Origin of the sequence: Methanolobus profundi (assembly GCF_900114835.1) — an archaeon.
Lineage (GTDB): Archaea > Halobacteriota > Methanosarcinia > Methanosarcinales > Methanosarcinaceae > Methanolobus > Methanolobus profundi.
In genome coordinates, this window is sequence record NZ_FOUJ01000004.1 from 344,818 (window position 1) to 359,385 (window position 14,568).

The window sequence follows — 14,568 nt, forward strand, 5'->3', positions numbered from 1 at the left end:
GTTTTCTGGATTCTTCCCTTGTTTTCTCTTAGTGGAACTCTTTTCATGGTCAGGATCATGATAGAGTGGGTTCTATTCTTCTTCAGTCCTTTTGATCCGATCTGTTCAAATTCGGACCCTATGCCGGAGTCTGACTATAAAGGCAGGTTTGCATGGTCCAGTGTTACGGTCACTGTTGCCAGTGAGGATATTCTTGTTCCAACTGTTGTTCGTGGGAACTGGGTAATAGATGATGTTCCGGATAAGGAAGTGGTAGGAGTAACAGGTTTTGATGGTAATGTTACTTTCACATCTGACAGGATACGTCTTGAGACTGCGAGATTCATCCCGGATGGCTTCTTTAAATTCAATGTAATAAGCCCGGTATCCTGTTAAAAAGCAAAATTCAGTGCAGTGGTTCTTTGAACCATTTCCACCTTATTTATCTTAGAGTTAGTTATGATCTCAAATAAAATCAGTTTAATTTATTTTTATATAATTTTGGCTCTAATTAAAAAAGTGTATATAGTATCGACTTGAACATACTTACAACTATAAGTTGGTATGGTGATACGATATGACAAAAATGGTATACAAGCTAGCAGTTGCTATGCTAATCTTAATCGCAATGGTGATTGTGCCGGCAACTGCTGGATCGTCTTCAAATGAAAAGATTCCCGTTATCATCGGCTTCAAAGGTAAGCCGGATGCTGCACTTGTGAAAGCACATGGTGGCGACATAAAATATCAGTATAATAACATCCCTGCAATTGCAGTAAGTCTTCCTGAGGAAGCTATCAATGTACTAAATAACAATCCTAATATTGCATACATTGAGGAAGATCTAAAAGTTTATGTAAGCAAAAAACCATCTGTAATTCCAGATGACCCGGTAATTCCTGATCAACCTCCTCAATCTTTGCCATGGGGAATTGATAGGATCGAGGCTGATGAAGTTCCCAGTACAATCAATGGGTCGGGAATAAGAGTAGCTGTTATTGATACAGGAATTGATTATGACCATCCTGATCTTAATGTTGCAGGTGGGAAGAGTTTTGTTCGTTATACTTCAGATTACATAGATGATGCTGGTCATGGGACTCATGTAGCTGGAACAATAGCTGCTGTAAATAACACAATAGGAGTTATTGGTGTGGCACCCAATGTTAGCCTTTATTCACTTAAAGCTCTGGATAGTTCAGGAAGTGGGTATGTGACTGACATAAATGCTGCTATTGAGTGGGCTATTAACAATAATATAGATGTAATTTCGATGAGCATAGGTGGTGGCTACACGATATCTCAGGAAGAAGAATGTCAGGCTGCATATGATGCCGGTATAGTGATAGTTGCTGCAGCAGGAAATGAGGCCAGCTCTGTTAGTTATCCAGCTGCTCTCAGTTCAGTGATCGCTGTTTCAGCTACAGACAGCGCAGATGATATTGCATATTTTTCTAACTATGGTCCTGAGGTTGAACTGGCAGCACCAGGCGTCAATATTCTTTCAACTTATTTAGGTGGTGGATATGGGCAGATGCAGGGTACAAGCATGGCTACACCCCACGTTTCAGGTGTGGTAGCACTATTGCTGAGTTCGAATGTGTCTTCAGGAACGGGTGTTGATCTTGATGGAGATGGTGAATGGGATCCTAAGGAAGTAAGATATAGATTGAATGCCACAGCAGACGATTATATGATAGCTTCCGGTGAGGAACATAATGAATCATATGGCTATGGAATTGTAGATGCTAGTGCTGCACTTGACGGTTTGAGTTTGTCAGACGATGATATGGGCAGTACAGATTCTGAGCTTGTAGCGTCTGATCCCTATATTGATAAAGACAGCCAAGCAGGTGGTAAGTTTGTGTCGGCTACAGCTACAGTCAATGTTACATATAAAGGTACCACTGATCCTGTTCCGGGAGCTAATGTCAGTGGAAAATGGATCTATGATGGTATCAGTGACTCAACAATGGTCAAGGCAACAACAAATTACGCTGGTACAGCTGTTTTCACATCCCCTGTTTTTACTTTCAAGGATGATTATCAGCCAACATACTTTGATTTTTATGTAACAAGCGTGACTCTGTAGATCCAGAATTTGAAATAGTGGTGTAATCACCACTATTTTCCTTTAGTATCCCTCATTTTCCAAACATAAAAGCTATCTTTTCATCTATTGTCTGCATAACATGATCTGCAATTCCCAATGTTACATATGTCTCAATATACGCTGCAACAAGCAGTATCAGAATAATAACCCCTAGCATTTTCCATGTGTACCTTGAGAGGATGTAATCCCTTGCGGCTGCAGAAGTGTATGCTACATCTTTTTTGAGTTCTTCGATATCGTCCTTGTTGAAAAGTCCTTTATCTATGACCTCATGGGCCTGCACATATGCAAATCTGTAACCAATAGCTGTTGCCAGCAGAATTGCAGGTATCTCTATTATTCCATGAGGGACTATAGCGATGAAGAAATAGATCACATTGTAGAGCAGACCAACGATAATGCCTTTATTTCCAAATAGTTCAAAGCCTGTCATTGCCCCGTTAAAAGTGAAGAACGCAAGGAGTATTCCCATTAAGGCTCCATTGACCATCAATATCATTAGTGGAACTGTGAATGGGAGCATGTAGGAGAACTTCCTGTACTCATCCCTGCCATAACCACAATATTGCCAGATAGTATCCTCTTCTTCTCCATAGCTATTTTTAATGGACAGGAAGTCCCTGTCGACAATGGCTGTGATCTTGATAAGCAAGGTGTACAATGGTCTCATTGCAAGCTCGAACAGGATGGAGAAACGGGTATATATCCGGTGATATGGTCTCATTGCAATATCCCCTATCAACAGGTGATGGACCATTATGAAAAGTCCGCTACCGATAACTGCGGCCGAAGCTGCAATGCTATTGAAGATGAATATTGCCCACATTGGATCGATATAGTTCGACGTTATAACGACCTTGGCAGTTGCCGCAGATGCAGTACTTACGATCGCCTCACTTACAGGTTCAGGTTCTGCAAATGTCAGTGTAAGGATGTAGGCGACAATACCCAGGGTAAATGCAAATATCATCGATAGCAAGAAGACCCGGGTAACCCACTTTATATCTCTGGTCCCGACCTTTAATGTATCATAATTTCTCTGTTCTACATCTGTCATTCAGATCACTTATGCTGTTGTTGGATATATATATCGATGCATTGAAATACTTTAGGTTAATATAATTAAATTACTATATTACTGTATTACTATCATTATATTTGGGAAGTATATAAATGCGGATACCTACAGGAATAGATGGATTTGATGATCTGGTTCAGGGCGGTCTCCTGGCAGATAGGGTTTATGTTCTAAGTGGTCCACCGGGCAGTGGAAAAACAACATTCGGGGTTCAGTTCCTCGCTCAGGGAGCAAGTACAGGCGAAGTAGGATTATATGTGACCTTATTGGAATGTCCCCAGAACATCATTGATGACATGTCCAACTATGCCATGAATGTTCCTACATTGATCAAAATGAAGAAGCTCTTATTTGCTGACCTTGGTCCACGTATGGAATATGGTTATATGGATGAGATCAACGAGTTCATTACCACAGATTATAACGTCGGCCAAAGCTCGACCGAAAGCGAAGCACCTTCTCCTTCCATTGTTTTCAAAGAGATCGCTGCCTATGTAGCGGAATATGATGTAAAGAGACTTGTGATCGACTCGGTGTCAGCTATCCGATTTACAACAAAGGATCTGTCTTTGCAGGAAAAAGAGATGAGCAGGTTCATACGCAATCTTAAGAAACTGGGTTGTACGACACTGATCCTGTCCGAGATGACAGATCCCACAGCGTATTCTACAGAGCAGTTCGCTGCCCATGGTGTTATCTTCATGCATAATTTCCTTTATGATAAGACAATGACCAGGGCTATTCAGGTTATCAAGATGCGTGGTACAAAACATGATTGTAACATGCGAAGCGTCTCATTTAGTGAGAAAGGACTGATGATCGAAGGTTATCTTGAATGATGGTTGTGCCATATGGTAAAGATATTTAAAAGATCTGAGGACAAGAAGATACTTCCGGAAGATGGGAAGGTACAACTTGCAGATGCAAGTCGTAGGTTGGGGTTTGAGGTAGGTTATCACCGTCATTCTGAGATCGGATGGGTTCAGGAGAAACTTACGCAGATCTATAAGTTCGCTGATGAGTATGATCTCAGGGATTTCGTAAAGGACCATTACAGCCTGGGCAAAGAGGAAGGGTCAAAGGCCAAGGACCGTGATACTAAGACCGGTATTTCCAAGGTAACAGGAAAGGAGAAACCTGAGAAGCCATCAACTATTACAGTTGAGAGGCTCAAGCAGGATGCACCTGTGTACAATGGTTCCGGTTACAAAAAATTGGACACTACATACAGTGGTTCTTCAGATATGACCCGGCAGCCAACTCTTGTGGACCTGCCCAATAATGTGGAAAGAGCAAAGGTCATAGAAAGGCCTTCATTTCTTGAGGGTGCCAAGCATCTGACACCAAAAAAGAAATGATGTGTTTGTTTATGATCAAAATAAGTTATTGTTCATAGCCAAAGGCTATGAATCTCTGCTTTTCATCCAGATTTGAAAGGATGAACCTGTCATTTTTGCTGTAAGCTATTTCCTTAGAACCTTCAAGCTGGAGCATATACTCTTTTCCTGGTGCTGCAGTTTCAACCTTTTCACTACCTTCAGTTATCTCGGTCACTCTGACCGGTGAGGACTGCAGGCCAACATAAAGGTGTAACATGTCATCAACATTGAATGATCTTGCAAGTGGGGAAAGAGTACATTTCAATGTGAAATTTGTAGCAACGGTCTCTTTCTCAGAGAGTATGAAACCTCTGTCTATATCCTTTGATTGAACTCCTTTAAGAGCAAGTCCTACTCTTGCACCTGCAGGTGCGGACTTTGTATCCACATCATGCATCTGTATGGACCTGATCTCAAGTTCCTTCTTTGCGGGGTATGCCACCATCTTATCTTTAGCATTGAGCGTTCCCTGCATCACAACTCCAAGAACAACACATCCGATCCCGGTCACATTGAATGACTGGTCTATTACCGTTCGGGTAGGAAGGCTGTCGAGCTCTCTCTGTTCCTTGTCGACCCTGTCACCTACTGTGAATATGAGCTCCTTCAATTCTTCCATACCTTCAAATGAAGTTGTGGAGATGGTGATGTATTCCCAGTTCTCAAGGACAGTACCAGTTGTTACTTTCTGGAGCTTCTCTTTTAGCTCATCAAGGGCAAAAGGATATGATGTATCTGATTTTGTGAGGACAACGATACCGTGCTTGTATCCCATTACATCAAGTGCGATTATACATTCAGCAGCCTGGGGATCAAGTCCTTCAGGTGGGATGCACAGAAGAGCAATATCAGAAAGATCGAGTGCTGTGACCAGTGATTTTACAGATGCCGGATAACCCGTGGCATCTATGGTTGTGAGTATTCTGTCATTCTTAGCAAAATCATACATTGTTATGTCAGTGACATTACCTTTCTTTCCAAGTTTTCCGGCAAGGGTCGTCTTACCGCTCTTCTCACTTCCGATGATCGCTATTTTTGTCATATAGGCACCCTTTTTGTGTTATGATCGATCTATTAAGATATATGTCTTTTTCATGACCACAACTGCCCTTCTAGCATTGCAAGGGTCTTATCATTTGTGCTCTTGTTCATTTTCCTGACGTTGATGACATATTCATCACCTTCTTTTTCAGGTTCTTCGAAGATCACATACAGTCCGAGCCTTTCAAGGTATGACCTGAACCTGTCAATAATATTCCTGTCTCTTACCCTTATCCTGAACTCATCGGATATCCTTACGCCGCTCTCTACCTGTTCTATAGTGCTTTTCATAGGTCTGAGTATGCTTTCACCAAGTCTCAGACAACGCTCCCTGAACTCCTCTTCACTTTCTTTCCATTCATAGGACTGGAAGCCTTCACGCACAACTCTTGAAAAAAGGTAATCTCTTCCAGCTTCATTGTAGAATTTGAATGCCTGACGAAGATCATTACAATTACTTTCAGAACATGTGTATTTTATTGGTTGCAATACCATCTTCGGATCTTTGATAACGACGCCTTCCCGTCCTTTTTTACCAAGTTCCCTGATAATTTCAGTTATCCTCTCTGATGCTTCACTGATAGCGAATTCTCCAAAGAGTCTTGCCTGTTTGAACCCATATCTCTCTGCAAGTTCTCTTCTTTCGGTCACAGGTATTGCCTGTCCCGTATCCTTGTATCTTATATCAAAAACGAAGAATTCCAGCGAATCGATGCCATATACATGCTTCTGGACATACGGATTCTCCGGTCCTACCATCTCTCCATATATCACAATATCAGGATGGTCTGCGAAGATGTCCATTTTCAGCAGGTTCTGTACCCTTTCGGTAGAATAGGGGCATACATGCCCGCTACGTGTAAAAGCGATAAGCTTTCCGTTGTATTCGATGACACGGACGTTATATCCGTTCATCTTCTCCTCGACAGCAACAATGTCTATCCCGCTGAAACTTTCCTTTACAGCAGGTTCAAGGAGCATTGCCCTCTTGATCTTCGGAAAACCTCTCACAAGTTCAAAGGATCCATGGTGGTCGATGAGCACTGTCCCATCTTCCATATGTGGTGCATGTCCTTCGAACCTATAGATATTATTGTATTCGTCCCAGTTCCTTTTCAGGTTCCTTTTCTCAATTATCTCTTCAAGTTTGGAAGGCGTGAGTTCCATGAACTCTGCCGCCTTCTCAATATCAATTTCTATCTGTGGGTAGTATCTCATTACCAGACACCTGGTTCTACTCACCTATGCCCTTGATGATGCTTCTTCTGGTGATAAGTCCTACCATCTGCCCTTCAAGGTTGACAACAGGAAGTCCTCCAAGATTCTGATCAAGCATCATCTTTGCTGCATCAACTGTGGGCGTGTTCGTGTAAACCGTCTTTACACCCATCTTCATGATGTCCTCAACGATGAGGTTCTTGATACGTGATTCCTGTTTGCTGCCTTCCACAAGGTCACGGAATGACCGCATTGCCTTTGCAATATCCTTCTCGGTCACCATTCCAACAAGCTTGTCACCTTCGATGATAGGGATCCTCCCTATGTTGTTATCAAGCATCATCCTTCTTACATGACTTACACGGTCAGCAGGTCCTGCAACGATAGGATTCTTCTGCATGATCTCGCCGGAGAAACCTGTGAAACTGGTGTTCTTGAGTATCTCGTTCGGAGTGACCCATCCGACTATTTTGTCATTTTCCATGACAACTATCACACCACCGTTCTTTATCATGAGCGTGATGGTGTCGGTGACCTTGGTATCAGGGAGCACTTTCACGAAATTATCTGATATCGCAGTTGCAACATGCAGAGAAGAAGCTGGCTTGCTTCCCTTCTTACGTGTTCCAAGCTCCTTTGTAAGGTTTCTCATCGTGAGCACTCCGAGCAGTTTGTCATCGTGTTTTACCAGAAGACGCCTTGTTCCCTTCTTCTCCATAACATCGAGTGCATGGGAAATAGTGTCTGACTTATCTATCACCAGTGGGTCTGCCATTATATCCTTTACTTCCATTATAATTCCTCTGATCTATTTTGATTCCTGGTCTTTCGATGTTCATTGCACTGCTTTGAGTATCTCTCTCCTGCTGATAAGGCCAATGATCTTTTCCCCATTGACAACAGGAAGAGCTATCGTGTGTTCTGAAAGCATTATCTTTGCTGCGTTCACCGCCTTGTTGTTCACATCTATGGAATGTGGGAGATCTGACATTATATCCTCAGCAACAAGAGGAACTTCCTTTACGTAACGGTATTCCTTCTGACCTGCAGGGCTTGACCGCCTGGTCATCTTTATGCTCTTTGATGGAAGATTTCCTGCGTTGTCTGACATCATATTGAATGCCACGTTGGTAGTTGTGATAATTCCGACAGCTTCGTCAGCATCATCATTGACGATAACACGGTTCGTCTCGTTCTCTTCCATTTCGTGGATAACATGATTTATCGTGTGGTGTCTGTGTACGAAAACTATATCCTCGCTCATCACCTCTGCTACCTTTGTCTTAATATCCTGTTCTGCGAAGTACTTCACGATGTCCGTTCCGGTCACGATCCCTTCCACTTCTCTGTTCTTAACAGCAAGTGCGTTTATACCATTCTCTATCATCAGTTCACTTGCCTGGGAAATGGTAGCTCCAGGGTATATTGTGATAGGGTTCTCATGCATCACCATGCTCACCGGAATTTTGTCTATGGGTCTTCTCCTCCACATTGGCTCAGCTTGAGCAAGCCTCTTTCCAATATCTGTCTTTGTGACAATTCCGACCATTTCATTGTTCTCAGCTACCACCAGGGTACTGATCTTATGCTTGAGCATAAGGTTTCTTGCATGTGCTACGGTTTCTTCCGGTGCTATGGTAAAGACCGGTGAACTCATAATGTCTTTCACATTCATGTTGTTCCTCCTTCTTGAAGTCTGGAAATACGAACCAGACCTGCAGGATATTTTTATTATCCATCTTAGAGCTCATCTTTCTATCATATTGATCGAAGGCTCTTCTTATTTTACTCATATACTGGTCCATGGACCTTTTACGTGCTATCGGGAAACAGATCCCTTTTCTCTTTTATGAGAACCACATTGTAGCAGCTCTCATCGTACTCAGGTTTTAGTCTCCACCTCCTGATGGTCCGATAGTGTCGACTGATATGACCACTGATCTGGTCAGCTCTTTATCATCTGTTAAAAAGAGTTGTTCTGTCATTGTTCCTGTGCCGTATGCTGTGGTTTCCATGCATGGGCCAGACATAGCTGTCAATGGCACATCCTTTGATGGTGGATAATTCTTCAGGAATTCCATAGTTCTGTTTTCAAGTTCCCTGGTCTGATCCTTTATTCTCAAATAAACCACTGTACTCCACAACATCACAAATTTAACGGAAGTCTTGTCATATGATCTCCGAAAGTTTGCGAAAGACATTCAAGTCTCATGGCAAACAACATCTTTTCCTGAAAGTGCTCCATAACACTTTCAAAACGCAGATAATATACAATGCCTGTCTGCAGTAACAGTGGGTCCGGCAAACACAGAATTCCATTTAGGGATCACTTTCCCCGTATGTATTTCAGGTGTTGCTTTGAAAGTCGATACATTTCTTTTTTTAAGATATATCGGGACAGACATTTATTTCACCAACTTGAAGTGTCCTTGATAAGTTGACCAGTCAAAGAACTAGTCGTAGTAACCTTCTTCCTCTTTGCAGTCTTCACAGAGCATCAATCCGTTAACATTCATCGGGCTGTCAACGAGCTTTCCACAACTCTGACATATGCCACGTTCAAGCTCGGTCTCCTGCTGGATATTGTTCTCATGATGCAATTCTATTAGTTCTTCCAGGATCGTTGTCAGGCCCGGAGCTATGGCTATGATATCTCTGTCAGTTATCATTCCCACTATACTGTCACCTTCCATCACAGCAAGCCTGCGGATGTTGGATCTGACCATCATCTCAGCAGCTTCGATAATACTTGTCGAAGGCTTGATCGCTATGATAGGGGACGACATTATCTCCCTGGCTGTCATCTCAGAAGGCAGTACATTTTTAACAACGGTCTTAGCAATAACGTCATGCTCGGTAATTATTCCGGTACTATCACCATCTTCTTTGACAATGATACTGCCGGTATCATTTTCCATCATTGTCCTTGCAACTTCAAGAACACTGGAAGTGATATCGATGCCAAAAATATCCTTTGACATTGTTTCCCTGACCAACATCTCGTTCTGGATCTCCAGAATTGAAACATCGGCTTGCATGTCGTTCTGAATACTCAAGACCATAAGACGTACCTCCGAATCCTGGATCAAAGGAAGCTATTACTTATTACAGTCCACTAAATAAAATGTTATTTTTTATCGTATAAATAGGTGTTCGTGGTTCTTCAGGTATAGGCCACAAGCTGTCCAGTATGTCTACTGTGGTTGTTTATTGAATGATGGTCGTCAGGACCTATAAAAAAGGATCATCCGGGATGCAGCATGTTGGTAATGCAGGAATTCCCGGATATTCTATTGGAACAATTGCCGTTGCTTAACGTATATTTATCTTTGTACGGTTCCCTGCACTGAGCTCTATCTCATCATTGAACCCGGATTTAGAGAACGCATCTATTATCTCTACGGCCATATCAATGTCAAGCTGATCGACAAGAAGTGCATGGTCACCCCAGAGAGCTATCCTTATTCTGCCGGTATCATCCGAGACATAGATATTGGAGACCATGTTGACAGTTCCGTCGTCACGGTTGAATTCTCTCATCTCTCCAAGTCCTGATACCTGGCCGGATATTGAATATGATTCTCCTGGTATGATGTCAGATATGGATGTGAAATCCTCTTTGAACTCTACCTCATCCTCTATCTTGCTGATAGTGCTGCGGTTGCCAACCTGCATTTCCACCTGCTGGTTGAAGTTGTTCTCTCTGGCATACCCGTTGATGATCTCAACGGAATTATCGATCTCCAGTTCTGTTGTGAGATCTGCCATCTCATCCCAGAGGGTCACTCTGATCTTTCCGGTCTCATCACCTATCAGTATGTTTGCGACCTTTCCGGTGCTGCCGTCCTTCTTGTTGAAGGTCCTGATGTCGGATATGTCAAGGATCCTTGCACGGATGTTAAGGTCACCCATTCCGTTCTGTATGTCCTTGATCTGCTTGGAATCGATGCGTGCCTCTATGTTCTCATCGCTCTGACAGAACACTCCGTTATTACCGATGTTGACCTCTACGCCTGAGTATCCTTCTTTTACATAGCCGGCTATCTGGTATGTCTGGCCGACCTCGATCTCTCCTGTCTTTACGAGGTCTGCTCTATCATCCCATAATGTAAGGCGGACAGATCCGGTCTCATCTGCAACCATAATATTTGCAACCCTTCCAATTGTACCGTCATTACGGTTGAATTCCTTTGCAGGGAATACAGACATCACTTTTGCAATGAACTTTACATTACCGCTGTTAGCTGTTATGCCTGATATCTTCTGTAACTGGTTGTCTCCGGCATCACTGACCCCAAGATCATGGGCCACAAGCATAGCGGCGGTCTTGGTGTCGCAGAGTCCGCTCATTTGTTCCACTTTCTCTTCTACCTTACGTGTAAAATCATCTTTACTGATGATGCCGCCAAGTTTATCGTATACTTCGTTGATCTCATCCATAATTATTACCCTGAAAATTGGATCAAATGTCCTAATGATCGTCCATCTATTCTTCCACGTACTCTAATATTCCTTATATAATTATTCTAATCTCACAGAGATGATCATATCCTACAATACTCTCCTTTAAAGATCTTGGAATGGTTCTCACGTCATTTTGATAAGATATATTAATTATGAAGAGTATTTGCAGTTATCATGATCCGTAAATGTAAAGACCATGGCTATTTCAGGGGAGAGGAATGCCCTGATTGTGGAGAAGAAGGACGGTATGTGTTGGATGATGATCGGGAGGAACGCCTTGGAAGGTTCGTTTCCGGTGCATTGAGACATTTCCCGGATGATGTGGGCATCGAGATGGACCCACAGGGATGGGTCGACCTGGATCAGCTCTGCGAAGTCATGAAAAGACGTTATAAATGGGGAACCATGGAACGTCTGGTCTCACTTGTTGAATCTGACAAAAAGGGACGCTATGAGATAGATGACGGCTACATAAGGGCCAGATACGGTCATTCCGTAGATGTGGACCTCATCTCGGATTACCCTGCCAATGAGCTGGATTACCTGTATTACGGTGTCAGCCAGGAAGAGGCAGACATGTTACTTGATAATGGTATCTATCCTATCAGGCAATGTTATGTTCATCTGAGCACGTTATTTGATAAAGCAATGGAAGCAGCTTCTGTTCACACCGATAACCCTGTGATAATCGAGGTCGATGCCAATGCAGCTCAGCAGGACGGAGTGGATATAGTTACTGTGAACGATGATATTGTTCTTGCAAGAGGTATTCCGCCTGAGTACCTTACGGTCGTAGAGGATGAGTAAGCTCATTCCACGACTACTTCAAAAACCTCATCTTTTTTATTTATACTGAACTTAACATCGAGCAGTTGCTCTGTCACATGGATGTTGGTCAGACAATGCTGGCTTATCTCTCTTGTTGTGAACGAGCCTTTTCCCGCAAGTCCCAGGTACGGGATCAACTGGTCTGCAAGGTGAATGTCAACTGATGTCGGAGATAGCAGTTCGTCAACAAGGAACCTGGCAGCATGGGATCCTACCTTTTCGGCAGGCAATCCTCTTTTACCAATGCTTACTGCTCCTTTATGATCCGACCATAATGTGATGCCGCTTCCGGTGGAAAGGAAGTTTTCTGTCTCTAGCTTTATGTCCGATATTATCTCGTTCTCCTCGAGAATAGAGATGGCCGAATCCGCCTGTCTCTTAGCAACATGTTCAGGCAGGTTCGAGCAATGTGATACGCCGAGTACCTTGTTCTTAGCACTCGTTCTTTTATCAAAATTATGTCCTTTGAGATCAGAAGGTTCGATCACTATCTTTATGGTACCTCCTCCTTTTGGATAATAGCCACGTTCTATGATGTCTATCCGGGCTTTGTAACCCATTTTAGAAAGGGCTTTTAAGGTGACCTTTTCGATGTAGTCTATCGATGGGGACCATGCGACATCGGTCCCCCCTGTGATCCTTAGTTCCGTTCTGCCTGAAGAGTAGGCCGCAACAGGCATTATCGACTGCAGTAGCAGGGGTATACTTCCAGCAGTACCAATGTGGATATCTTTTTGAAACCCCTTTATTTCCGATGGAGAAAAGCATATCTGTGTAGATCCGGGAAAAAGTCCTTTGACATTGGCATCGCACATCAGTGCGGCTGTTTCTATAGACTTTAGGTGCTGGGGTTTAAGTCCTTCCTTTGGTCGGTTCTGTCTTATATTCTTTATTTTGACATCTTTTTTTGTGATCGCAGAGAGTGCAACAGCTGTTCTGAGTATCTGTCCCCCGCCTTCGCCAAAAGAACCATCTATTTCGATCATGACCTTCTCTTACTCATTTTCTTCAGTGCACCTTTTGCAGCAAAGCTTACAGGATCTATAAGCATTGATACAGGAGGTGCATAACAGGTCTCGATATTCGCCAGTTCTTCAACAGTGGTCTTCTTATTGATCGCAAGGGTGAGTGCATCTATTCGTTCTTTCACTCCTTCTCCTCCCACGACCTGCGCACCCACAAGATATTGCTCACTGAAGATCAGTTTTATGAAAAGTTGTTTTCCACCGGGGTAATAGTCTGCACGTGTAGATCCGGTAGCCAGTCCTGTTACTATCTTTATATCATTCTCCATGGCCTTCTTTGATGTGATCCCTGTTGTTCCCACCTGGAGTTCTCCGATCACAGCTACCCATGGATTCAGTATAGGTCCAAATTCTGTGGATACTGATGTCAGGTTATTGGTAATGATGCCTGCCATCCTTCTGGCGGTGCTGGCTACCTGGCTTAACATAGCCTTTCCGGTGATGGTATCATGGACCTCGACACATTCGCCTCCGCAGTAGATATCCTTGCAGATCATCCCATTGACAGAAGGCTGCAGGTAATTATCTACGATGATCCCTCCGGTTTCCCCAATATCTATTCCTGCATCAGAAGCGAGTTTATTTTCAGGTGATACTCCAGTGGATAATATTACTAGGTCTGCGGGAAACTCCGATGATGCTATAGTGACAGAGTTAACTTCTTTTTCCCCATTGATGGATCCTGGTGCATAGCCTGTTATGACCTTTACTCCAAGAGATGAAAGGTGTTCATGTACTATATCTGCCATGTCCGGGTCCAGATTATGTGAGAGGATAGATGTGCTTCTGTTGATAAGTGTCGTATCTACATTCCTTTGGGAAGTAGCAGCTGCCATCTCTGCACCAATGGACCCTCCTCCGATGATCACAACATTCGATGTATTCTCAAGTGCTTTTTCAATTCTTTTAGCATCAGAGAGAGTTCTCAATGTGAGGACGTTCTCAAGGGAAGTGCCCGGGATCGGTGGGATGATCGGACTGCTCCCAGTGGCTATGACAAGTTTATCATAGGGATATTTCTCTCCTGCAGATGTCACAGTTTTTTGTTCAATGTCTATGGAGTCCACCCTGGTCTCAAGTCTCAGGTCTATTCCCATGTCCCTGAAGGTCTTTGGTTCTCTCAGGACGAGTGAATCAAGAGAATCTATCTGTCCTCCTATTGCAAATGGCATTCCACACTGGCTATAGGCTGTATGCCGGTCTGTGGAGAATATGGTTATGGAATGGTGGCTATGGCGGGTAAGGCTTGTAGCTATGGCCATTCCGGTTGCACCAGCGCCGATGATGATCACCTTTTGACTGCTGCGTATATTTTTTTGTTGCATAATCCTTTAGAGGTCTGTCTGGATATTAATCCTGTTCCCTATGGTGAGCTATATCAAGATGGGTTGTGTTTTCCATTTGAAATCTCAAACATAACAGGTATATACAAGGATCGCGGCA

Annotated in this window: 15 protein-coding genes; 5 read left to right on the forward strand and 10 right to left on the reverse strand. The window is 43.2% G+C overall.

Features of this window, described 5'->3' with window-relative positions; genetic code table 11:
- Positions 1-45: 45 nt before the first annotated feature.
- Positions 46-375: a hypothetical protein gene (locus BM008_RS10980; protein ID WP_091936892.1), complete on the forward strand. Its 330-nt coding sequence runs from the start codon at positions 46-48 to the stop codon at positions 373-375.
- A gap of 181 nt (positions 376-556) precedes the next feature.
- Entirely contained in the window at positions 557-2,071 is a 1,515-nt protein-coding gene (locus BM008_RS10985; protein WP_091936894.1) for a S8 family serine peptidase, read from the forward strand.
- 52 nt (positions 2,072-2,123) lie between these two features.
- Here the strand turns inward: BM008_RS10985 and BM008_RS10990 are convergent, their stop codons facing one another.
- Positions 2,124-3,149 (reverse strand): stage II sporulation protein M, encoded by a 1,026-nt coding sequence (locus tag BM008_RS10990; RefSeq protein WP_091936896.1) that lies wholly within the window; start codon positions 3,147-3,149, stop codon positions 2,124-2,126.
- Between the two features lie 116 nt (positions 3,150-3,265).
- On the opposite strand from BM008_RS10990, the gene BM008_RS10995 reads away from it, so the two are divergent.
- Together BM008_RS10995 and BM008_RS11000 are read left to right on the forward strand one after the other, a co-directional pair.
- On the forward strand, positions 3,266-4,009 hold the full coding sequence (locus BM008_RS10995; RefSeq protein ID WP_091936898.1) for an RAD55 family ATPase: 744 nt from the start codon (positions 3,266-3,268) through the stop codon (positions 4,007-4,009).
- Between the two features lie 12 nt (positions 4,010-4,021).
- On the forward strand, positions 4,022-4,528 hold the full coding sequence (locus BM008_RS11000) for a hypothetical protein (RefSeq protein ID WP_091936900.1): 507 nt from the start codon (positions 4,022-4,024) through the stop codon (positions 4,526-4,528).
- A gap of 25 nt (positions 4,529-4,553) precedes the next feature.
- Here the strand turns inward: BM008_RS11000 and BM008_RS11005 are convergent, their stop codons facing one another.
- The 7 genes from BM008_RS11005 to BM008_RS11035 form a co-directional block, all read right to left on the reverse strand.
- The gene (locus tag BM008_RS11005; protein WP_091936901.1) at positions 4,554-5,591 is read right to left on the reverse strand and encodes an EF-Tu/IF-2/RF-3 family GTPase; all 1,038 of its coding nucleotides are present in this window, start codon (positions 5,589-5,591) and stop codon (positions 4,554-4,556) included.
- Between the two features lie 50 nt (positions 5,592-5,641).
- Entirely contained in the window at positions 5,642-6,808 is a 1,167-nt protein-coding gene (locus tag BM008_RS11010) for an RNA ligase (RefSeq protein WP_091936904.1), read from the reverse strand.
- Positions 6,809-6,824: 16 nt separating this feature from the next.
- On the reverse strand, positions 6,825-7,601 hold the full coding sequence (locus tag BM008_RS11015; protein WP_091936906.1) for a CBS domain-containing protein: 777 nt from the start codon (positions 7,599-7,601) through the stop codon (positions 6,825-6,827).
- A 42-nt stretch (positions 7,602-7,643) separates the two neighbouring features.
- The gene (locus BM008_RS11020) at positions 7,644-8,483 is read right to left on the reverse strand and encodes a CBS domain-containing protein (RefSeq protein ID WP_091936908.1); all 840 of its coding nucleotides are present in this window, start codon (positions 8,481-8,483) and stop codon (positions 7,644-7,646) included.
- A gap of 214 nt (positions 8,484-8,697) precedes the next feature.
- Positions 8,698-8,931, reverse strand: coding sequence for a hypothetical protein (locus BM008_RS11025; RefSeq protein ID WP_091936909.1), 234 nt, complete (start codon positions 8,929-8,931; stop codon positions 8,698-8,700).
- 330 nt (positions 8,932-9,261) lie between these two features.
- Positions 9,262-9,870, reverse strand: a complete 609-nt coding sequence (locus tag BM008_RS11030; RefSeq protein ID WP_177188047.1) for a CBS domain-containing protein — start codon at positions 9,868-9,870, stop codon at positions 9,262-9,264.
- A gap of 250 nt (positions 9,871-10,120) precedes the next feature.
- On the reverse strand, positions 10,121-11,248 hold the full coding sequence (locus BM008_RS11035; protein ID WP_091936911.1) for an OB-fold nucleic acid binding domain-containing protein: 1,128 nt from the start codon (positions 11,246-11,248) through the stop codon (positions 10,121-10,123).
- Between the two features lie 198 nt (positions 11,249-11,446).
- Between BM008_RS11035 and BM008_RS11040 the strand changes: the two genes are divergently transcribed.
- On the forward strand, positions 11,447-12,079 hold the full coding sequence (locus BM008_RS11040) for an RNA 2'-phosphotransferase (protein WP_091936913.1): 633 nt from the start codon (positions 11,447-11,449) through the stop codon (positions 12,077-12,079).
- Between the two features lie 2 nt (positions 12,080-12,081).
- Here the strand turns inward: BM008_RS11040 and rtcA are convergent, their stop codons facing one another.
- Together rtcA and BM008_RS11050 are read right to left on the reverse strand one after the other, a co-directional pair.
- Positions 12,082-13,086: an RNA 3'-terminal phosphate cyclase gene (gene rtcA, locus BM008_RS11045; RefSeq protein ID WP_091936915.1), complete on the reverse strand. Its 1,005-nt coding sequence runs from the start codon at positions 13,084-13,086 to the stop codon at positions 12,082-12,084.
- Complete coding sequence (locus BM008_RS11050; RefSeq protein WP_091936917.1) at positions 13,083-14,450, reverse strand: NAD(P)/FAD-dependent oxidoreductase; 1,368 nt, start codon at positions 14,448-14,450, stop codon at positions 13,083-13,085. The genes rtcA and BM008_RS11050 overlap by 4 nt, the downstream gene beginning before the upstream one ends.
- Positions 14,451-14,568 lie beyond the last annotated feature (118 nt).